12 protein-coding genes and 1 pseudogene are annotated in these 19,936 nt (G+C 73.0%); 7 read left to right on the forward strand and 6 right to left on the reverse strand.

What is annotated here, in order from left to right; genetic code table 11:
• Together IF83_RS0105635 and IF83_RS0105640 are read right to left on the reverse strand one after the other, a co-directional pair.
• Nucleotides 1-417: pseudogene (locus IF83_RS0105635) on the reverse strand (iron transporter); the annotation flags it as partial.
• Nucleotides 418-746: 329 nt separating this feature from the next.
• A complete protein-coding gene (locus IF83_RS0105640) occupies nt 747-2,303 on the reverse strand; it encodes a pyridoxal phosphate-dependent decarboxylase family protein (protein WP_078843195.1) in 1,557 nt (518 codons plus the stop codon).
• Between the two features lie 704 nt (nt 2,304-3,007).
• Between IF83_RS0105640 and IF83_RS0105645 the strand changes: the two genes are divergently transcribed.
• The gene (locus tag IF83_RS0105645; protein ID WP_030542910.1) at nt 3,008-4,726 is read left to right on the forward strand and encodes a SpoIIE family protein phosphatase; all 1,719 of its coding nucleotides are present in this window, start codon (nt 3,008-3,010) and stop codon (nt 4,724-4,726) included.
• 148 nt (nt 4,727-4,874) lie between these two features.
• On the opposite strand, the gene pepN is transcribed toward IF83_RS0105645, so the two are convergent.
• The 3 genes from pepN to IF83_RS0105660 form a co-directional block, all read right to left on the reverse strand.
• Entirely contained in the window at nt 4,875-7,721 is a 2,847-nt protein-coding gene (gene pepN / locus IF83_RS0105650; protein ID WP_030542911.1) for an aminopeptidase N, read from the reverse strand.
• 525 nt (nt 7,722-8,246) lie between these two features.
• Nucleotides 8,247-8,555, reverse strand: a complete 309-nt coding sequence (locus IF83_RS0105655; protein WP_030542912.1) for a chorismate mutase — start codon at nt 8,553-8,555, stop codon at nt 8,247-8,249.
• Nucleotides 8,556-8,681: 126 nt separating this feature from the next.
• Complete coding sequence (locus IF83_RS0105660; RefSeq protein ID WP_030542913.1) at nt 8,682-10,004, reverse strand: RNA-guided endonuclease InsQ/TnpB family protein; 1,323 nt, start codon at nt 10,002-10,004, stop codon at nt 8,682-8,684.
• A gap of 23 nt (nt 10,005-10,027) precedes the next feature.
• Between IF83_RS0105660 and tnpA the strand changes: the two genes are divergently transcribed.
• Together tnpA and IF83_RS33615 are read left to right on the forward strand one after the other, a co-directional pair.
• Nucleotides 10,028-10,468 carry an IS200/IS605 family transposase gene (tnpA, locus tag IF83_RS0105665; protein ID WP_078843196.1) on the forward strand — a complete coding sequence of 147 codons (441 nt, stop codon included), beginning with the start codon at nt 10,028-10,030 and terminating at the stop codon, nt 10,466-10,468.
• A gap of 120 nt (nt 10,469-10,588) precedes the next feature.
• A complete protein-coding gene (locus IF83_RS33615) occupies nt 10,589-11,476 on the forward strand; it encodes a tautomerase family protein (RefSeq protein WP_030542915.1) in 888 nt (295 codons plus the stop codon).
• Here the strand turns inward: IF83_RS33615 and IF83_RS0105675 are convergent.
• Nucleotides 11,363-12,670, reverse strand: coding sequence for an MFS transporter (locus IF83_RS0105675; protein WP_078843197.1), 1,308 nt, complete (start codon nt 12,668-12,670; stop codon nt 11,363-11,365). The two genes, IF83_RS33615 and IF83_RS0105675, sit on opposite strands and share 114 nt — an antisense overlap.
• Nucleotides 12,671-12,918: 248 nt before the next feature.
• On the opposite strand from IF83_RS0105675, the gene IF83_RS0105680 reads away from it, so the two are divergent.
• From IF83_RS0105680 to IF83_RS0105695, 4 genes are all read left to right on the forward strand, one after another.
• Nucleotides 12,919-13,353, forward strand: coding sequence for a CBS domain-containing protein (locus IF83_RS0105680; RefSeq protein ID WP_030542917.1), 435 nt, complete (start codon nt 12,919-12,921; stop codon nt 13,351-13,353).
• A gap of 300 nt (nt 13,354-13,653) precedes the next feature.
• The gene (locus IF83_RS0105685) at nt 13,654-18,837 is read left to right on the forward strand and encodes an HD domain-containing protein (protein ID WP_030542918.1); all 5,184 of its coding nucleotides are present in this window, start codon (nt 13,654-13,656) and stop codon (nt 18,835-18,837) included.
• Nucleotides 18,837-19,220, forward strand: a complete 384-nt coding sequence (locus tag IF83_RS0105690; protein WP_030542919.1) for a hypothetical protein — start codon at nt 18,837-18,839, stop codon at nt 19,218-19,220. Before IF83_RS0105685 ends, IF83_RS0105690 begins: the two co-directional genes overlap by 1 nt.
• The gene (locus IF83_RS0105695; protein WP_107046704.1) at nt 19,217-19,795 is read left to right on the forward strand and encodes a hypothetical protein; all 579 of its coding nucleotides are present in this window, start codon (nt 19,217-19,219) and stop codon (nt 19,793-19,795) included. Before IF83_RS0105690 ends, IF83_RS0105695 begins: the two co-directional genes overlap by 4 nt.
• The last annotated feature ends 141 nt before the right edge of the window (nt 19,796-19,936 follow it).

The following is a 19,936-nucleotide window of genomic DNA, read 5'->3' on the forward strand; positions in this document are numbered from 1 at the left end:
GGGGGTGGTTCCGGGGGTGGTGGGGGTGTGGGGGCGGGTGCGGAGGATGTGTGCGGTGCGGTGGGCGGAGTCGGTGACGCGGCTGGTGAGGTCGGTGACGGAGGTGGGGTCTCCGGCGGCGATTTCGATGCCGAGGAGGGAGGCGATGAGGGGGGCGGGGGCTTTGGTTCCGGTGCGGAGGCGGGCGCGGCCGAAGCGGTGGTGGCCGGTGGGTGACCAGTGGATGACGGGGGCTTCGATGGTGGTGCCGGAGGCGGGGAGGCGGAGGCGGAGGATGCCGTCGGTGGGTCTGGGTGTGCCGGTTTCGCGGATCCAGCAGCGGAGGAGGTTGCCGGTGGTGATGGCGTCGGCGATGGCCGCGGGGTCGCCGGGCCGGTGGTGGCCGGTGGTGGCGCGGGCGGGAAGCGTCATGCTCATCGGTTCTCTTTCTGTCCGGGGGCCGTTGCGCCGGCCGGGCCGTCCGTGCCCTGGTGGGGTCGGTGGTCCGCGGTGGGTGGTGCGGTCGGGCCTGGTCAGGGTGGGGGGTGGGTCGGGTGTGGCGTGTGGTACGTCGCACCGTCGGTGAGAAGTCGGTGGCTGCCGCTGTGCGTGGGGGGTGGTTGCCGGTGTGACGACTGTGGGGTGCGGTGTCGGCGGGGTGTTCCGCCGGGGTGGGCCGTCGTCCGGTTGCGCCGTGCGGTCGGGGCCGGTGTGGTCGGGGGCGGCGGGTGCGGTCGGGGTGGCCGGTGCGGTCGGGGTGGGTGCGGTCAGGGGCAGGCGGCGGCGATGGTGTCGGTGAGGGCCTCCAGGTCGGTGGTGCGGGTGTCGGGGTGGAGCAGGGTGGCCTTGAGCCAGAGCCGGACGCGGCCGTCGGTGTCTTCGGCGCGGGCGCGGCCGATGACGGCGGTTCCGGCGGTGAGGAGGCGGCGGCGTACGTCGGCGACGAGTGCGTCTCCGGCTTCGTCGCCGTCGGTTTCGGCGAGCTGGTCGGCGGCGGTGGGGCGGAGGAGGACGGTGCTGATGCCGAGGGGGCCGGGGCGGCGGCGGAGGGCGGGGTGCCGGTCGGTGAGGGCGGCGAGTTGTTCGGCGGAGTGGACGCAGTGTTCGACGAGGCGGGCGAGTCCGGTGCGGCCGAGGGCGCGGAGGGTGACGGCCATTTTGAAGGCGTCGGGGCGGCGGGTGGTGCGGATGGAGCGGCCGAGGAGGTCGGGGAGTCCGGCTTCGGTGTCGTCGTCGGCGTTGAGGTAGTCGGTCTGGTGGGTGAGGGGTTCGAGTTCGGCGGTGTCGCGGACGGCGAGGAGTCCGGCGGCGACGGGTTGCCAGCCGAGTTTGTGCAGGTCGAGGGTGACGCTGATGGCGTGGTCGAGTCCGTCGAGGCGGTGGCGGAGGGTGTCGCTGAAGAGGAGGGGGCCGCCGTAGGCGGCGTCGATGTGGAGCTCGGCGCCGTAGGTGGTGGCGATGCGGGCGAGTTGGGGCAGCGGGTCGATGAGTCCTTCGTCGGTGGTGCCGGCGGTGGCGACGACGAGGGCGGGTCCGGCGGTGTCGGCGAGGGCGCGGTCGAGGGCGGCGGGGATGATGCGGCCGGCGTGGCAGGCGACGGTGAGGGGGGTGGGGAGGCCCAGGAGCCAGGCGGCGCGGTGGACGCTGTGGTGGGCGTTGGTTCCGCAGACGACTTGGACGGTGCGGGCGCCGTGGGCGCGGGCGCGTTCGCGGGCGAGGAGGAGGGCGACGAGGTTGGATTCGGTGCCGCCGCTGGTGACGAGGGCGTCGGGCTGGGGGCTGCGGGGGTGGACGAGGGCGGCGAGGGCGCGGGTGAGGCCGGTTTCGAGGGCGGTGGCGGCGGGGGCCTGGTCCCAGGAGTCCATGGAGGGGTTGAGTGCGGTGGCGGCGAGGTCGGCGGCCACGGCGACGGCGAGCGGGGGGCAGTGGAGGTGGGCGGCGCAGTGGGGGTCGGCGGGGTCGGCGGCGCCTTCGGCGAGGGCGTGGACGAGGGTGCGGAGGGCTTCGTGGGGGCCGGTGCCGTGTTCGGGGAGGGCGGGGTCGAGGGTGGTGCGGAGGCGGTCGGTGACGACTTTGGGGCCGCCGGCGGGGAGGGGGCCGCGGCGGTCGCGGCTGCCGGTGCGGAGGGCGTCGAGGACGGTGTGGAGGAGGGGTTCGAGGGTGTCGGGGCCGTGGGGGCCGCCGGCGAGGCCGTCCGGTGACGGTGCCGGTGGGGTGGTGTCGTCGCGTGGTGGGGCGGTGTCGTTGCGCGGCGTGGCGCGGGGGCCGGCCGGGGGTGCGGCGGGGCCGGTGCGGTGCGGGGGGCGGGAGGCGCCGAGCGACATGAAGGAGCCCTTTGGTCGAGGTATGGAGGCACACGAACCAGTGGGGTGCCCCGGTCGGGCGGGGTGTGCCTCATACTCCTCTACACGCTTCTTGGTCGTGCCGGGTTCACCGCGGGACCGAACAGAACGGGCCAACTCCCATAAAATCGCAGTGTGTTGAGGCGTGGTTACGGAGTGCGCGGCGTTCCGGTGCGGGGGTGATGGGGCGGGCGTCGTGTTGACGTGGCGGTGGTGCGGCCGTGCCCGGGGCGGTGGTGGGGCGCGGGTTCGTCCGGGTGTGTTCGCGGCTTCCGTCCGGGTGTGTCCGGAGGGCGGGGTGCGGCGGTGGGGTCACGGTCCGGAGCGGGATGGCGGCTCCGGGGCGCGGGGGCGGGTGCGGAGGGCTCCGGGGCGCGGGTGCGGGGTGCGGGCGCGGGGTGGTGCCGTGGGATGCGGGTTTCCGGCGGTGGTGGTAATGGGCGTACGGGGGCGTTCCGGGCGGTGGTCCGCGGGCCGGGGCGTCCGCGGTGCCGCTCCGCGCGTGAAACGGGCGGAGCGGGGTACCTCTGCGGTGCGTCCGCCGCCCGTCCCCGTCCACTCCGTCCATTGTCCCGTTTTCCACCCCCTCGTCCGGTCCGTTAACGTCCCTCTGTCCGTCCGTCCCCTTTCCTCTCCCCCGGTTCCGTATCCCTTCCCGTTTCCCAGTTCCGCAGGAGTGCCCGTTGATGGTTGATCCCGGGTATCCGTCCGGCGACGCCGACTACCGTCCGCTGCCCGGCGAGGAGCTGCTCCAGGCGATGTTCTACGGCCTGGACGCCGGGGTGTGGGTGATGGATTCCCGGGGGCGCATCCTGGTGGTCAACCCGCGGGGTGCCGAGATCGTCCGGCTGCCGCCGGAGCGGTTCATCGGCGCGGACGTCCATGAGCTGCTGCACCGGGAGGCGGACGGGAGTCTCCAGCCGCGTTCGCAGTGCCCGCTGCTGGCGGCGATGGAGGCGGGTCTGCCGACGAGGACGCAGGCCGCCTGGTTCCTGCGGGGGGACGGGACGCTGCTGCGGGTGGGGTGGCTGCTGGCCCCGTATCTGGTGGAGGGCGAGCAGGCCGGCGCCGTGGTGACGTTCTTCGACATCACCGAGCAGGAGGAGGAGGTGCGGCGCCGGGAGGCCCATCTGGCGGCGTTGCGCAAGCGGGCGGAGCGGCTGTCGCTGGTGTCGGAGGTGACGACGGTCCTGACGTCGACGCTGGATGTGCGGGAGGCGCTGCGGCGGCTGGTGCGGCTGGTGGCGCCGCGGCTGTCGGACTGGGCGGTGGTGGATCTGCTGGGTGAGCAGGAGGATGTGCTGCGGGTCGCGGTGGTCCATCACGAGAACGGCCGGCATGTGAGCGTCACGGAGCTGGAGGGGCCGCTGCCGGATCATCTGTCGTGGGAGTCCCGCTCGCCGCTGCAGCGGGTGCTGCGGGGCGCCTCGGCGCTGATCGCGGGCCCGGAGGATTATGCCGGTGTGCCGGACTCGGCCATTCATCAGGTGCAGAGTGATCTGTTCCGTTTCACCGGGATCCACTCGGCGGTGATGGCGCCGCTGCGCGGCGGCCGGGGGGTGCTGGGGGCGTTGACGCTGGGCCGGGCCGATCAGGAACAGCCGTTCGACCGGGAGGATCTGGAGCTGATCGACGACATCGCGCGGCGGGCGGGGCTGGCGGTGGACAACGCGCAGTTGTACGACCGGCAGCGGCGGGTGTCGGAGACCATGCAGCTGCATCTGCTGACGCCGTTGCCGCGGGTGGAGGGGCTGGAGATGGCGGCCCGCTATCTGCCGGCGCCGCACGGTTCGCAGGTGGGCGGTGACTGGTATGACGCGTTCGTCATGCCGGACGGGGCGACGACGCTGGTGATCGGGGATGTGATCGGGCACGACCTGCAGGCGGCGGCGAACATGTCGCAGATGCGCAATATGCTGCGCGCGTTCGTGTGGGACCAGCGGGACGTGCCGAGTCTGATCGTCGACCGGCTGGACAGTGCCCTGGGGCACATCAGTGATGTGCCGATGGCGACCCTGGTGTTGTGCCGGCTGGAGGGCGGGGGCGATGATCCGTGGCTGCTGCGGTGGTCGAACGCCGGGCATCCGCCGCCTCTGCTGATCACGCCGGACGGGGAGGCCCGCTTCCTGTGGGAGGGGCACGGCATGCTGCTGGGCACGGAGGCCAGTCCGCCGCGGGTGGACGCGACGGTGCCGCTGACGCCGGACACCACGGTCGTGCTGTACACGGACGGGCTGGTGGAGGCGCCGGGGCAGTCTCTGGACACCGGTCTGGAACGGTTGCGGCAGCGGGCGGAGCAGTTGGTGGGGCGGCCGCTGGGCGAGTTCTGCGACCGGCTGCTGGTGGAGGTGGCGCCGGAGGGGTCGGCGGACGACATCGCGCTGCTGGTGCTGCGGGTGCCTTAGCCCGGGGCCCGGTTGGCCCGGTTGGCCCGGTTGGCCTGTTGGTTCGCCTGCCCGGTTGGCCGTGAGCCGTGGGCCAGTGGGGCGTTGACCCGGCGGGGCCCGGCCCTCTGCCCTGGCCGGGTGTCCCGGGCAGAGGGGCCGGCCCGCGTCAGGTGACGGCCGGGCCGGCAGTGGCCCGGGCGCGCAGGATGCGGGCCAGGTCGTCGAGTTGGTCGGCGAGTTTCCGGCGGAGTGCCGGGGCGGGGTCGTCGTGGCGCAGGCAGTGGCGGCCGAGGCGGAGGGTTTCCTCGTCGACGGCGTGGGCCGGGTAGCCCTCACTGCCGAGGAGTGTCGCGATCGCGGGCCCGCGGCGGGCGGCGGCCGCGACGGCCGCGGGGTGGTAGCGGTGGACATAGCCGGTGAGGATCTCGCGCTGCTCGGGCTGCCAGAAGCCCTCGGCGGTGGCCTTCACGATCCGGTTGGACGGTTCGCCGGAGTGGAACAGGGCGTTCCAGGCCGTCTCCTTGGCTGCGGGGTCGGGGAGGGCGGCGCGGCAGCGGGCGGCGCCTTCCCGGCCGGTGGCGCCGGGGTCGGCGGCGAGCGCGGTGTCGATGTCGCCGTGGCCGGCGGCGCCGAGGACGGTGAGGCGCAGGAGCAGCCGCCAGCGGAGTTCGGGGTCGAGGGCGGGCCCCCCGGGCACGGTGCCGGCGGTGAGCCAGGCGCGGAGTTCGCCGGTGTCGGCGAGGTTGTCGAGGCAGCCGCGTACGGCGGCGAGCCGGAGGCCGGGGGCGCTGCCGTCGGCGGTGCGGTCGAGCAGGGCCCGGCAGACGGCGGTGAGGGCGGCGAGGGCCTCGGGGCGGTCCGGCGGGGGCAGGTACCGGTCGGCGATCTCCTGCCGGGCGAAGCCGAGGACGCCTTGGACGATGGCGAGGTCGGTCTCGTGCGGGAGGTGCGCGCGGACGGCGCGCAGGTATGCGGCGGGGGCGAGTTCGCCGTCGCGGACCATGTCGCGGGCGGTGTTCCAGACGACGGCGCGGGTGATCGGGTCGGGGAGTCCGGAGAGTGCGGCGAGGGCGGTGTGCCGGGAGCGGGGGTCGAGGCGGATCTTGGCGTAGTCGAGGTCGTCCCCGTTGAGGAGGACGAGTGGGGGGCGGCGGCCGGGGAGGGTGCGGGCGGGGGCGTCGCCGTCGGCGGGGACGTCGGTGGTGAAGCGGTCCCGGAGGGTGAGCCGGCCGGCGGGGGCGGGGCCGGTGGTGGCCGCGTCTGCGGTTGGGGCCGTGCCTTCCGCGGGGGGCGCGCCTTCGGCGGGAGCCGCACCCGCGGCGGGGGCTGCGCCTTCGGCGGGGGCTGCGTCTTCCGCGGTGGTCGTGACCGGGTCGTGGTCGTGGACCTGGTCGTGGACCTGGTCGTGGTCGTAGGTGGTGACGGTGATGCGGTGGGGGCGGGTGCCCGTGTGGCGCACGGTGAGCCGCCACGCGGGTTGCGCGGCGAGGGTGGCGCCGTCTGCGTCGGCTTCGCCCGTGGTGGTGGCTTCACCGGTGGTGGCGGGGCCGGTGGTGGCGGGGCCGGTGGTGGGGCCGGCCTCGGCCGTGACCTCGGCGGTGAGGGTGTCGACGCCGGTGGTGCGGAGCCAGCGTTCGGCCCAGCCGTGCACGTCCTCGGCGGAGGCGCGGGCCAGGGAGTCGATGAAGTCGGCGAGCGTGGCGTTGCCGAACCGGTGCCGGGTGATGTGGTCGTTGATGCCGGCGAGGAAGTCCTTCTCCCCCAGGCGGGCGACGAGTTGGCGGAGGGCGGAGGCGCCCTTGGCGTAGGAGATGCCGTCGAAGTTGAGGAGTGCGGAGGCGGTGTCCGGTACGTCCTCGGGGGCGGGGGCGACGGGGTGGGTGGTCGGCCGCTGGTCGGCGTCGTAGCCCCAGCCCTTGCGGGTGACGGCGAAGTCGGTCCAGGTGTCGCGGTGGCGGGTGGCCTCGGTGAGGGTCTGGAAGCCCAGGTACTCGGCGAAGGACTCGTTCAGCCAGATGTCGTCCCACCAGCGGAGGGTGACGAGGTTGCCGAACCACATGTGGGCCATCTCGTGGGCGATGACCATGGCGCGGGCCTGCCGCTCCGTGTCGGTGACGGCGGAGCGGTGGATGTGTTCGTCGCGGAAGGTGACCAGGCCGGGGTTCTCCATGGCGCCGTAGTTGAACTCGGGCACGAACGCCTGGTCGTAGGAGTCGAACGGGTAGGGCTCGTCGAAGATCTCGTGGTACCGGTCGAAGCAGCGGCGGGTGATGTCGAGGATCTCGCCGGAGTCGCGGTGGAGGTGCGGGCCGAGGGAGCGGCGGACGTGTACGCCGAAGGGGAGCCCGGCGTGTTCGGTGCGGACGGAGGTCCAGGGGCCGGCGGCGACGGCTAGGAGGTAGGGGCTGATGGGTGGGGTGGGGGCGGCCCGCCATCGGGTGGGGGCGGGGTTCTCGGCGGAGTTCTCGGTGATGTTCTCGGCCGGGTCTTCGGCAGGGTTTCCGTCCGGTGTGGTGTCCGCCGGTGTGGTGACGGCGTTGGAGAGGACTGTCCAGCCGGCCGGGGCGGTGACGGAGACCTCGAACACGGCTTTCAGGTCGGGCTGGTCGAAGGCGGCGAAGATGCGCGGGCCGTCGTCGAGGAAGCCCTGGGTGTAGACGTAGGTCTCGCCGTCGGCGGGGTCCGTGAAGCGGTGCATGCCCTCGCCGGTGCGGGAGTAGCGCATGTCGGCCTCGACGCGCAGTTCGTGCGCCCCGGCGGTCAGGCCGGTGAGCGGCAGCCGGTTGCCCCGCAGCAGCGCCGGGTCGAGTTCGCGCCCGTCGAGGAGGACGCGGCGCAGCCGGGCGGGGGCGACCTCGGCGAAGGTGTCTCCCGGGGTGGCGGCGGTGAAGCGGATGACCGTGGTGGAGCCGAACAGGTCGTCGCCGCGCGTGAGGTCGAGGTCGACGGTGTAGCCCCGGACGTCGAGGAGGCGGGCTCGGGTTCGCGCTTCGTCGCGCGTCAGTGCGGGCATGGCGCCCATGCTGCCAAAGGGGCGCGGGGCCGGTGCGGGGTGCCCGGGGTGCGGGGTGCCCGGGGTCCGGGGGCCCGTTCTGCGTGGCGGGGCTGGGCGGGGGCGCGGGGTGCCGTGGTCGGGCGGGGCCACTGCGGGGTCCCGGGCACCCGGGTGCGGGGGCGGGACAGTTCGGGGTGCCGGGGCCGGGGCCTCCGGAGGGGGGTCCTCCACCGTCTATTTACGGCCGCCTGGGCCCGTGCCGGGATCAGTGAACGGGGCCCGCGGCCACAAATACACGGCAGCGTGGAGGACCCCCCTCCTACGGCCCCGACCCCTCCTGTCACCCGTCGGCTTTCCGTGGATCCGGGGCCCCCACCCTTCCGTCGTCCGACGGCTTTCCGTGGAGCCGGGAGCGGTGGACGGCCCCGGCCCTTCCCGTCGCCTGCCGGCTTTCCGTAGATCCGGGGCGCCCGCCCCTTCCGTCGCCCGTCGGCTTTTTCTGGGTCCGGGGCTGTGGGGAGCGGGCGTTGGGTGCCGGGTGCCTCAGGAGCGGGCGATGGTTTCGTGGTGGCGGATGACCTCGGCGATGATGAAGTTGAGGAGCTTCTCCGCGAAGGCCGGGTCGAGGCGTGCGCTCTCGGCGAGTTGGCGCAGGCGGGTGATCTGGCGGGCCTCGCGGGCCGGGTCGGCCGGGGGCAGGCGGTGTTCGGCCTTGAGCCGGCCGACCTGCTGGGTGCACTTGAAGCGCTCGGCGAGCATGTGGACGACCGCGGCGTCGATGTTGTCGATGCTCTCCCGGAGCCGCTCCAGTTCGGCCCGGACGGAGGGGTCGGTGTCGTGCTGGTTCGTCATCGTGGAGCTCTCCGGTCACTCATCACGGGCAGGGCGTCACCGTAACAGTGGCGGGCGGCCGCCGCCGGGGGCGTCCATTCTGTGGGCCTTGAAGTGCTCTCCCGGCTGAAGCCGGGAGATTCCCTCCTACCTTGCGGTGGCGGGCTTGACGCCACGCGTGCGCCTGACGACTGCCCTCCCGGCAGTCGGGACGAGCGCGTGGCCCGTCCGGTACAGTTGCAAGACGTTCCGGGCTGCGTTGTGGTCGGCATTGCCCGACCATCCGCAGTCCGGGTTCTTGCACACGAACGTGGCCTGGTCCTCCCGGCTGCCCGGTGTGGTGAAGCCGCATGCGGAGCAGCGCAGGGAGGTGTTCGGGGCGGGGACCTTGTGCAGGGTGCCGCCGTGGCGGGCGGTCTTGTACGTCAGCATCGTCACGGTGCGGCCCCATGCTTCCTGGCTGATGGAACGGTTCAGACCGGACTTCTGCGCGACGTTCTTCCCCGGGTTCGCGATGGTGCCCCTGGCGGACTTGACCATGTTCGGGATGTCCAGTTTTTCCACCACGATCACGCCGTAGGTGCGGGCGAGTTCGGTGGTGGTCCGGTGCTGCCAGTCAGTGGCACGGCGCGTGGCTGTTGCGCGTAGCCGCTTGATCTGGTCGTAGGTGTTCCGGAGTCGGCGGGAGGTCTTCTCGCCGCGTTTGCGGAAGCTCTTGCGGTGCGCGGCGCGCTGCTCCAGGCGAAGCAGCTTGGCCTTCTCGCCGGTGTTCAGCCACTTGTCCCGGTCGGCTGTGCCGTTCGGGAGCCGTGCGGGGCGGCCGTGGTCCTGGTGGTTGCCGTCGGACAGGGCGAGCGGGATGTTGACTCCGGCGTCAATGCCGGCCTCTGGACCGGTGCGCGGTTCCGGCACGGTGTCGAGGGTCTGGGCGCGGAACGCGATGTGCCAGCCGAGGGCGTCCTTGACCAGCCGCGCCCCGGTGATCCGGTTGTCCTTGTCGGCGTGCTTGCCGACCGGGAGATCTTTGGTCCAGCGGAAGCGGATCCGGCCGACCTTGGGGATATTGACCATGCCCCAGCGGCGGTGCACGCGCGTGATCTGCAGGTCACGCCCCTGCGGGATGTCCACGGACATCACCGTACGGAGGCGGGCCTTGAAGTTCGGCTCGTCAGCCCGGCCTTCCCAGCAGTTCTTCCATGCCTGGTGGTACGCCTTCAGTACCGCCTGGGCTGCCTGGGCGGGCAGGACGCCGAGCCAGTCGATCTCCTTGCGGGCCTGCCGGATGGCCTCGTCCGTGGCCTGGAGGGACCGGCGGCACTTCGGCGTCATCGTCCAGAAGTCGTGCAGGAGATTCCACGTCGCCCGTGCGGCATGGGCCTGGGCGTCAACGAGCCGGACCTGTACAGGGGTCAGGGCCAGCCGGGCACGATGCCCGAGCTGCCACTTCCCCTGCACACGTTCCGTAGTCACACGGTCACGGTAACGTCTGGGCTTTGTCACCGCGCTGGGATCCAAATCGCGAGGTCCGCACCGGGCGTCATGTCGTTTACAACCTTCCCGCCCACTTGGTGTTCGTCACCAGGTATCGGCGCAAGGCCATGACCGGTGAGATGCTGACGCGCTGCGAAGAGATCATGCGGGAGGTCTGCGAAGACTTCGAGGCCGAGCTGAAGCAGTTCAACGGCGAAAAGGACCATGTCCACCTGCTCGTGCACTACCCGCCCAAGGTCCAGCTCTCCAAACTGGTCAATTCCCTCAAGGGCGTCTCCGCCCGGCTCCTGCGCAAGGAGTGCGACGCCCACGTCCGCCGGTACCTGTGGGGCGGGCACTTCTGGTCCGGCTCCTACTTCGCCGGAAGCTGCGGCGGGGCACCCCTGACCGTCGTACGCCAGTACATCGACAACCAGCAGCGCCCCGTGCGACAACCGTCGTGAACCCGGGACAACAGTGCAGATCCGTGCCCACAGCCGAGGTCAGAGCAGCCCTGAGATGCACTTCACCTCCGCCCTGAAGGACGGAGCACTGCGCAAGATCAAAGCTAGAGTTGGGGCGTGATGCCCGGGAGCGAGGTCGAGCACGGTTATCCGCGTCTGGAGACGGTGCGGGCGGCCGTCACCGCGCTGCACCGGGCGGTGCCGTCGGTGCGGTCCTTCACGGCCAGTGTGCTCCCCGTCGAGGTGGGTTTCTCCGAGGAGGAGGATCTGCGCGCGGGGGTGGAGCGGGTGGCGGGGGTGATGGTGCGCCATCTGGGGCTGCCGGAGGCGCCGGTGGTGGTGGCCTTCCGTGAGATGGCGGACGCGGCGAATGTGGAACTGGCGGCCGGTCCCGAGTACGACGTCGAGCTCAACGCGCGTTTCGGCCGGCACCGGCGGGACATCGGCGCGGCCCTGGCGCACGAGATCACGCATGTGTTCCTGCACCGCCTGGGGCTGTCCTTTCCCGCGACGGACGACAACGAGATCCTCACCGATACGGCGGCCGCGTATCTGGGGGTGGGCTGGCTGCTGCTGGACGCCTTCCGGCAGGACGCGCTGACGTCGCAGAAGCTGGGTTATCTGACGCCGGAGGAGTACGGCTACGTCCTCGCCAAGCGGGCCCTGCTGTTCGGGGAGGATCCCGCGCCCTGGTTCACCAGCCCGCAGGCGTACACGGCGTACGGCGAAGGGCTGGCGCGGGCCCGGGCCGACGAGCGGCAGCCGCCGTTGTCCGGTGCGAGCCGGTTCGCGCGGCTGCGGTACGGGCGGGCCCGCCGGGCGGCCGCCGAGCCGGGGGCGGCGCCGCCGCCTTCGCTTCCGGACGCCCCGTACTCCTTCGATCCCGGCCCGCCGCTACGGGTGACCTTTCCCTGCCCGGTCTGCTGTCAGCGGCTGCGGGTTCCCGTGCGGGGGCCGGTGCGGGTGCGGTGCGGGCTGTGCGGGAGCGTCCTGGACTGCGATACGTGACGCCCGGCGGACCACGGGGCCCATGGCCGTCCCGGCGAGCAGGAACAGTCCGCCGAGGAGCAGCCAGCCGGGTGGTCCCCAGTTCACCGTGAGGGCGGTGAGCAGGACCGGTCCCGCCATGCGGGCGACGGCCGTGGCGCTGCCGAAGAACCCCTGGTACTGGCCCTGCCGTCCTTCGGGGGCCAGGCCGAAGGCGATCTGCCAGGCGCCGGCGGACTGCATCATCTCGCCGGTCACGAGCAGGACGGCGGCCGCGCAGAGGAGGGCCGCGGCGACCGGCGCGGTGGCGGGGGCCGCGGCGGCGGCGAAGACGGCGCAGGCGGCGAGCATCACCGGGCCGGAGCGGCGCAGCAGCCGCACGGCCGGGCCGAGGCCGGTGGCGTGCCGGGCGATCCGTACCTGGAAGAGGGTCACGGCGAGGGTGTTGAGGAGCATCAGCAGCGCGGTCAGGGAGCCGGGGGCGGCGGTGCGTTCGGCGATCCACAGCGGGATGGCGATGCTGATCAGCGGCATGCGCAGCAGCATGACGGCCTGGAGGAGGGTGACCAGGGCGTAGGGCCGGTCGCGGAGGACGGCGAGCCGCGCGCCGCCGCGTGGTGCCGGGCCGGCGGGGGTGGGGGCCACCGGGGGCAGCGTCAGCAGGAGGAGGGCGCAGAGCAGGAATCCGGCGGCGTCCAGGGCGAGGGCGGCGCGGTAGGCGGCGGGGGTGCCGAGGTGGAGGGCGATGCCGCCGAGGGCGGCTCCGGCGGCGAGTCCGGCGTTGAGGGTGGACTGCAGGTGGGCCAGGACGCCGGTGCGTGCGGCGGGCGGTACGAGTCCGGCGAGCAGCGCCTGCCGTGAGGCGGCCAGACCGCTCTGGCAGATCGCGTAGAGGCAGGCGGTCGCGACGAAGGCGGGGAAGGAGCGGACGAGGAGGAAGCCGGCGACGGCCAGTCCGGTGGCGGCGGCGAGCAGCGCGGAGACGGTCCGGGGGCCGCGGCGGTCGGCGAGATGGCCGAGGAGGATGCCGGCCGGGGCGGCGGCGGCCCAGGCCAGGGTGAGTCCGAGGCCGATGAGGGCCGGCGGGAGTCCGGCGATGCGGGCGAAGTACAGGGTGGAGCAGACGTAGTAGGCGCCGTCGCCGACCGAGTTGACGAGTTGGGCGAGCGCGAGGCGCCGCGGCGGTCCGGCGGGCGGCAGGATGCGGGCGGGCATGTGGCTCCTGGGGTGCGTGGCCGGGGGTGTGCGGGGTGTGGCCGCGGCACCACGGTAGGGAGCGCAGTGGCCCCGGACCTGGGCCATTTCCGGGGTGGGAGAGCGGGCCAATCGGGGCCGCGTCCGTTCGGGAGGTGGGCCGCGGCCATCCGTGTTGTGATCGATGGGGAGGGTTTCGCATGGAACGGGGCCGAACGGGAGACCCGTAGAGATCCGGATACGCCTGGAAGCAGAGAGGATGCTCCGATATGGCAGCGAAGCAGAACCTGACGGTCCGCGACGTCATGACGGAGGGGACCCAGTGCATCGGCGAGAGCCAGAACATGTCCGACGCCTCGCGCATGATGCGTGATCTCGGCGTCGGCAGCCTGCCCATCTGCGGGGAGGACGACCGGCTCAAGGGCATGATCACGGACCGTGACATCGTGATCAAGTGCTGTGCCGAGGGGAAGGACCTGAATCAGGTCCGCGCCGGTGAGCTGGCCGGCGAGCTGTTCTGGATCGATGTGGACGCGTCGATCAGCGAGGCGCTGGACACGATGGAGCGGCACCAGATCAAGCGGATTCCGGTGATCGACACCGGCGCCGGCCACCGGCTGGTCGGCATCGTCACCGAGCACGATCTGGCCCGGAACATCAGCGACGAGATGCTCGCCGAGTTCGTCGAGAAGGTCTACGCCTGACCCCGCCCGCCGCGCCGCCCCGGTCCCCCGCCGTCAGCGGCGGGGCCCGGGGCGGTGGCGGTGTTGCCGAGGACCCGTGGGGCCCGCCCCAGCAGCGGGGCCCGGTGGGTGAGCCGCGGCGACCCTCCGAGAAGTACCTCCCGTTCGCGGCTCCCGCGAGCGGGGCGGTCCGCCCGGGTGACATCCTCACCGGGCGGCGGAACGCGCGGGCCGTCCGTCGGCGGATGTGCCGGGAAGCGCCCCCGGTGTCCGACCCGTCTGGAATCATCGGCCGGGTCACGGCTGAACAGGGGGCGGGGAGTGACGGATTCGGATTCCACGCGGGGCACCGGCCGCCGGCGGGCGCTGCTGATCGGTGTCAGGGAGACCCGGGCGCTGCACCGTGATCCCGGTCTGGCCGCGGCCTATCCGGCGCTGGACTGCGTGCCGCAGGACATCGAGCTGGTGGGCGCGGCGCTGAAGGGCTCGGGATACGAGGTGCGGTCGCTGCACCAGGACCACCCCGACCCCGACTGCCGGGATGTGGGCGGCAACGGGATCATCGGGGCCCTCGGCGCCTTCTTCTCCTCCTGCGAGCCGGGGGACACCGCCCTGGTCTATCTCACCTGCCACGGCGTCACCCTGGACGAACGGCATTATCTGGTCCCCGCCGACGCCCAGCCCGGCCCCGCTCGCGACGGTCAGCCCTGCGTCAACCCCCGGACGCTGCTCCAGACGGCCCCGGGGGAACTGCTCGCCGGGCTCTCCCCCGGTGTGACGGCCCTCGTCTGCCTGGACGCCTGCCGGGAGGAAGGAGTCGTGCCGTTCGAGCACGACGACGAGCAGAGGCTCTCCGGCGATTACGGCTCGGTGGTGTGGCTGTACAGCTGCAGCCCGGGCGAGGCGGCCTACGCCGACGCCGGGGGAAGCTGGTTCGGCCGGGCACTCGCCGAGGCGCTGTCGGCGAGCGCCTCCCCCAAGACGATCGGCGAGGTGTACGAGTACGTCGGCACGGTCGCGGGCAGGGCGGCCGGGGACGGCATTGTGCCGCCGCGGGTCGACCGGCGGGTCCCGGACTGGTCGTGGGAGTCGGCCCGGTCGGCCGTGGTGTGCGACGGGTCGGAGACCACGCACCGCTGGACCGAGGCCGTCGAGAAGTCGGCGCTGTGGGACGTCACCGCGGACGCCGGCAGCGTGCGGGAGCCGGTGCTGGACCGGTTACGTCACCTGGTGCGGCTGGTCGTCGGTCTGCGCACCGATACCCTCGCCCGGCGCCCCGACCCGTGGGACGACCCCCGCTACCCCGAGCGGCTGATCGGACAGCTCGGGGAGCTGGCCGTGCAGGCCGGGCTGCGGGAGGACGAGCGGCTGTCGCCGCCCGAGACGGCCGCGCTGCTCGCCGCGCCGATCGTCCACGAGGGCATCGTGGCCCTCGTCATGGACGAACTGGGCGCGCTGCCGCCCGAGGACGCGGACCGTGGGACGGCGGGCGGTCCGGAGCCCGGCGGCCCCGACGCCCATGCCGAGCTGGTCCGCAGCGAGTTGCGGGACATGGGCCGGGCGCACCACCTGGTGCGCCGCACGGCCGCGACCCTGCGTGAGCGCGGCCAGCTCGCCGCCGCCCGGGCCGCCGACCAGTGGCTGCGGCACCGCTTCGTCGCCGACTGGGACCTGGTCTGGGAGTGCACGGGCCAGTACGCGTCGGCGGAGAAGCTCTTCGACGTCGCCGTGTCCGCCGTGCTCGCGGCGACCCCGGCGCCCGGCTGGTGCGGGCCGGTCGCCCAGCCCCGGGAGGAGATCAGCAGCCAGCTCCGGCAGGTGCTCGGGCATGTCTCCGTGCGCCCGGGCGGCAGCCCCCGCATCAACGACCCGGACGCGCCGGACGGCTGGAACGACCATCCCCCGGTCCAGGGCACCCGCTGGCGGGGTGAGCAACTGGCCACCCTGCTGTGGGGCGCGGCCCTGCTGGCCGTGGACACGCGGACGCTGTCCAGCGTGCTGGTCGACCACCTCGCCGCGCGCACGCCCCTCTCGCCGTCCGACGCGGTGATCTCTCTCTCGGAGGGTCTGCGGTACGACCCGGGGAAACGCAGTGGCGAGCAGGAACGGCACGGCGTCGAGGTGAGCTTCCGGTGCCCGCATCCCGCCCTGCACGCGGCGGTGGAGGAGCTGGCCGCCCGCGCCGACACGGCGTTCCGCGAGATCCACCGGCACCACCAGGGCCGGGCCCCGCTGCTGCGCGGCCTGCCGCGCCGGGTCTCCACCGGGCTGCTGAAGCCGCGCGACCGGAAGTACACCGAGCCGCTGGAGCGGTTCCGGCTGGCCGAGGACGAGATCCGGCCGCTGCTCATGGGCACCCAGCTCTACGGCGATCCGATGCTGGCGGTGCGGGAGCTGTACCAGAACGCCCTCGACGCCTGCCGGTACCGCGAGATGCGTGTGCGGTACGGCCGGAAACGGCGCAGCGGGCACTCCGACGACTGGCAGCCGAGGATCGTGTTCCGGCAGGGGGTGGACGAGGAGGGGCGCCCGTACATCGAGTGCGAGGACAACGGCTCCGGGATGACCCGCGAGAAGCTGACGTCGATGTTCGCCCGGGCGGGCCGGCGCTACGAGCAGGACCCGGACTTCGTCCAGGAGCGCCGCAACTGGCGGCGGGCGGGGCTCGACGACGTCCATCTGAACAGCCGTTTCGGCATCGGGGTGTTCAGCTACTTCATGCTCGCGGAGGAGGTGGAGGTCCGCACGTGTCCGGTGAACGAGTACGGCGAGCCGGACTACCGCGAGCAGTTCCGGGCCGACATCCAGTCGGGCTCGGGGCTGCTCCAGATCCGGCCGGAGGCCGGTGCGCCCCGGTACGGAGGGACGCGGGTGCGGCTGTTCCTGGCGCACCAGGGGGGCGAGCGGCCGTCGTTGGTCGACTCCCTGGAATCCCTGCTGTGGTACAGCGACTACGAGGTGACGGCGGTCGAGCTGTCCCCGGACGATCCCCGCGAGGAGGAGAGACGCGCCGACTGGGACCCGGGGCAGCTGCGGCCGTCCCGGACCTGGCCCGGCGGCCCGGTGCGCGCCCATGGGGACGGCTGGTTCGTCCAGGGCAAAGGCCAGTTGCTGCTGGACGGGGTGGTCATCGGGGAGGCTCCGGAGGTCTCCGGCTACGTCGTGAATCTCCGTGACCACCACGAGCCGGTCCCCAGTGTCGACCGGAACCGGCTGCTGTCGTACGACGAGGAGAAGGTGCGGAAGTCCCTGCTGGACCGGGTGTCCGTGGTGGCCGCCGCGCCCGGCTGGGAGCGGGTCGATCTCTCCTGGATGTGGGAGCTCCCCGGGCGTGAGCCGGAGATCGCCATCGGGCTTCTGGAACATCTGCTGCCGCTCGCCACGGGCCAGACGGCGCCCGGCGACACCTTCCTGTCGACGTACACCGTCGTCGTGCCCCTGCGTCACAGCGGCTGCTTCCCTTCGGACATGACGCTGCTCAACACCCCCTGGTTCGAGGCGGGCTTCGAATCCGGCAGGAAGAACGCCAGCCCCGTCGCCACTCTGTGGCGCCGCACCGCATTGATGGCCGCGCACGAGGCCACGACCGGCAGCCAGCGGCTGTCCTTCGCGCGGTATCCGAGCCCTGTCGCCCTGGACGCGGTGATCTTCAGCGATCGCGTCATGTCCACGGGGGACTGGCGTCCGGCTCTGAAAGCCGCCGCGTCGGCACGACTCTCCCTGTCCGACACCCTGCGGGCACTGCGCCGTTACGCCGTGGCCGGTGCCCACGTCCCCGACGCACCGGATATCCGGGCGCTCGCCGACTACTGCCCCGACCAACTGGACGTGCGCATCTACGACGGGTACCGGAGCATCCGCGAGGAAGCCGGTCATGTCCCGGGGCGGTGTCCCGCCGAGCACGCCCCCCTGCTCGCCGCCGCCGCTCTGCACGGGAAAACCCTGGCGGTCGCAGCTGAGCGCCTGCACCGCCTGCGAACACTGGACGGGCGGCTCCCGGCCCCTCCCGCGCTCGGCACCATCGGTGACCACAAGCCCAGCCGGGCCGAAGCCGACTGTCTCGCGCGGAGGGACCGGCCCGGGGGTGAGACTGACTGGCGCACTGGCGCGATCACGGCGGCAGACCTGTTGACCAGGGCGGTGCGGGGCTCCTCACGGCCGCACCAAATCGTCCGGTCCGCCCGGGAAATGGCTGCACTGGGATTCTCTTACTCCGCACCGGGGATACCGTCCGAGCACGATTTCGATCCGGACACAACAGCGCTGCTCTCCGTGGATCTGGATAGATTGTTTCCCTGGCTGGACGGCGAGGCAGGACTTCGTCACCTGCTGCTCGGCTCTGCGGTACTGCGGCAGCCCCTCGCCGAGATCGCGCGGCGCGTCGAAGCCGTCCGCGCGGTCACAGGTATCGCCGCCGCCGAGATACCGGCGGAGGTGGCCGGCTGGACCGTGCCCGCCTGGCTGGCCGAGGCTCTCCGAGCATCCGCTCTCACACTGGGACCGTGGACCATCGTCTCCGCCTTCCACGCCAGCCAGGAGACACGGGCCGATGACACGGACCCCTTACAGGAGACGTGGGACCGGCTGGTGGCGCTCGGGATGCCCGATTTGGGGGCACCGCCCGAAGCGGTCTTCCCCACCACGTCGGCACTTCCCGTTTTCCTGCCCTCCTCTCTCACTTCGGAGGCGGGTCTCCCCGCGGTCGGGGAGTTCGCGGACCTCGACGGCGAAGGGCTCACCGGAGCGTTCCTGGTCGCGCTCGCGGACGGGCTCGACACAGATCTCGGAACCGCCTGGGAGCGGGTGGTACGCGAGGCCGCGGATTTCGGCCTGCCGCTCCGGGTCGTGCGGGTTCCCGACTCGGTGGCCCGCCTTCGGCCTCTCGGCGCGGACCGGGATGCCCTGTTCCGGGAAGGGCACACGGAAGGGGCCTACAGCTTCACGGAGACGCTGACCATCGCCCGCCTCCTTCAGCACGCGCTCCGATCGGGGACCACCGTCGGCCGCAGTGCGCGTCACCTCGCGCAGTACGCGGCGCTGGGCGCTCCCTCGCTCGACGCTCCCATCCTCGCCTCGGAGGAGGCGGTTCTCGACGGTCTCAAACCCGAGGTCTGCGACCGGGCCGCCTTCGAACCCGCCCTGCTCGGCCCCGGCATCCTCGGCCCGCTCGAACTCGTCCTCGTCGCGGGCCGGTTCGGGTGGCCGCTCGCCAAGACCCATGAGCGGTACGCGCCCTTCGCCGAGCTCGGCCTCGACGTGACCGTCCGGGCCCCGGAGGGCGAGGAGCGGGACACCGTTCCCGACTGGCGGGACGTCATCGTCCTCACCGAGCGGCTCACCGGCCGGGCGCCCGCGCTCTCCGGCGCGGTGGACCCGGACCACGTTCTGCTCTGTTCCGAGGAGACGGACCTCTCCCCCGCTCAGGTACTGGAGCGCCTCACCCGTTACGCGGCGCTCTTCGGCTTAACCTTGCCGGATTCTCCCCGCACGACAGGAGCACCGTGATGACCGGCCACAGTTCGGTGGAGTGGGACCCGCAGACCGAGAAGGTCGTAGTCGGGTTCACCTGGCGGCGGATCGGCGAGGGGGTGTACGAGGCCGCCGGGGAGTGCCCGGAGTGCCACGGCGCCATGGTCCGCCGCTGGGAACTCAACCAGTACGCCTACGTGGCGAAGGGCGGCGGGCTGAAAGCCCTGCGGCGGAAGAGGAAAGGCCGCGGGGGCGGCCGGGAGGATCTCGCCCCGCTCTACACCCGCTGCCTTTGCGGCCGGGCCCACGTCGGCCGGCCGGCGGACGAGGACAGCGCGGGCTGCGGCGCCCATCTGCTGATCGAGCTCCCGGAGGGCGGCCTGCCGGGCATCGGCGCGGCAGCGGACGGCGGGCGATGAGCGGTCCCCCGGTTCCCCCGGGCGCACCCGGCCCCGGCGGCCCGTACGGCCCCTGGCGGTTCACGCCCGAGCAGCTGGCCGCCGCCGACCGCCGGTTGCGGGCCATGGTGGAGCCGCACGAGCAGCTCCGGGCCGCGCGGCAGCAGGCGGAGGGCTACCGCAACTTCATCGCCTCGCTGACCGGGCTGATCGGCGCGGTGTTCGTGCTGAAGGGCCGGGAGAACCTCATGGATCTGCCGGGCTGGTGGCGGTGGGCGGTGATCGGTCTGCTGGCCGTCTCGTTCGCCGCGCTGATCGCGGCCTCGTGGCTCACCGTGTCCGCCGCGCACGGCCCGCCCGGCTCCACCCCGACCCTGGACGCCACCCGGGTTCTCGCCTACGAGCTCGAGCGCACCCGCGACATCTGGCTGATGGTGGGGTGGGCCCGCGGTCTGGCGCTGGCCGGGGTCCTGGCCATCGCGGCCGCCGTGCTCCTGACCTGGGTCGCCCCGGTGCAGGAGGAGGCGGCGAAGACGGGGAAGGCCGCGACGCGGTTCTGCGGCCCGGTGGTGACGGCCGCTCTGCTTCCCTGCTGACCGCTCCCTTGCCGGCCGTGCCCCCGACGGCTGTGCCCCTGCCGGCCGCGGACCGGCACTCCCCGCCGGCGCGGCCGGCGGCCGTCTCCTCGTACGGGAACGCCGCGGCGCCCGCCCCTCCGCGGTGGGAGAAGCGGGCGC

The organism is Streptomyces albus subsp. albus, assembly GCF_000719865.1.
Taxonomy (GTDB): domain Bacteria; phylum Actinomycetota; class Actinomycetes; order Streptomycetales; family Streptomycetaceae; genus Streptomyces; species Streptomyces albus_E.

Coding starts and splice junctions, on each gene's coding strand:
- IF83_RS0105695 (WP_107046704.1), top strand. CDS start 19,217: ATGAGCGGTCCCCCGGTTCCCCCGGGCGCACCCGGCCCCGGCGGCCCG.
- IF83_RS0105675 (WP_078843197.1), bottom strand. CDS start 12,670: ATGCCCGCCCGCATCCTGCCGCCCGCCGGACCGCCGCGGCGCCTCGCG.
- IF83_RS0105640 (WP_078843195.1), bottom strand. CDS start 2,303: ATGTCGCTCGGCGCCTCCCGCCCCCCGCACCGCACCGGCCCCGCCGCA.
- pepN (WP_030542911.1), bottom strand. CDS start 7,721: ATGCCCGCACTGACGCGCGACGAAGCGCGAACCCGAGCCCGCCTCCTC.
- IF83_RS0105645 (WP_030542910.1), top strand. CDS start 3,008: ATGGTTGATCCCGGGTATCCGTCCGGCGACGCCGACTACCGTCCGCTG.
- IF83_RS0105655 (WP_030542912.1), bottom strand. CDS start 8,555: ATGACGAACCAGCACGACACCGACCCCTCCGTCCGGGCCGAACTGGAG.
- IF83_RS0105680 (WP_030542917.1), top strand. CDS start 12,919: ATGGCAGCGAAGCAGAACCTGACGGTCCGCGACGTCATGACGGAGGGG.
- IF83_RS0105690 (WP_030542919.1), top strand. CDS start 18,837: ATGACCGGCCACAGTTCGGTGGAGTGGGACCCGCAGACCGAGAAGGTC.
- IF83_RS33615 (WP_030542915.1), top strand. CDS start 10,589: ATGCCCGGGAGCGAGGTCGAGCACGGTTATCCGCGTCTGGAGACGGTG.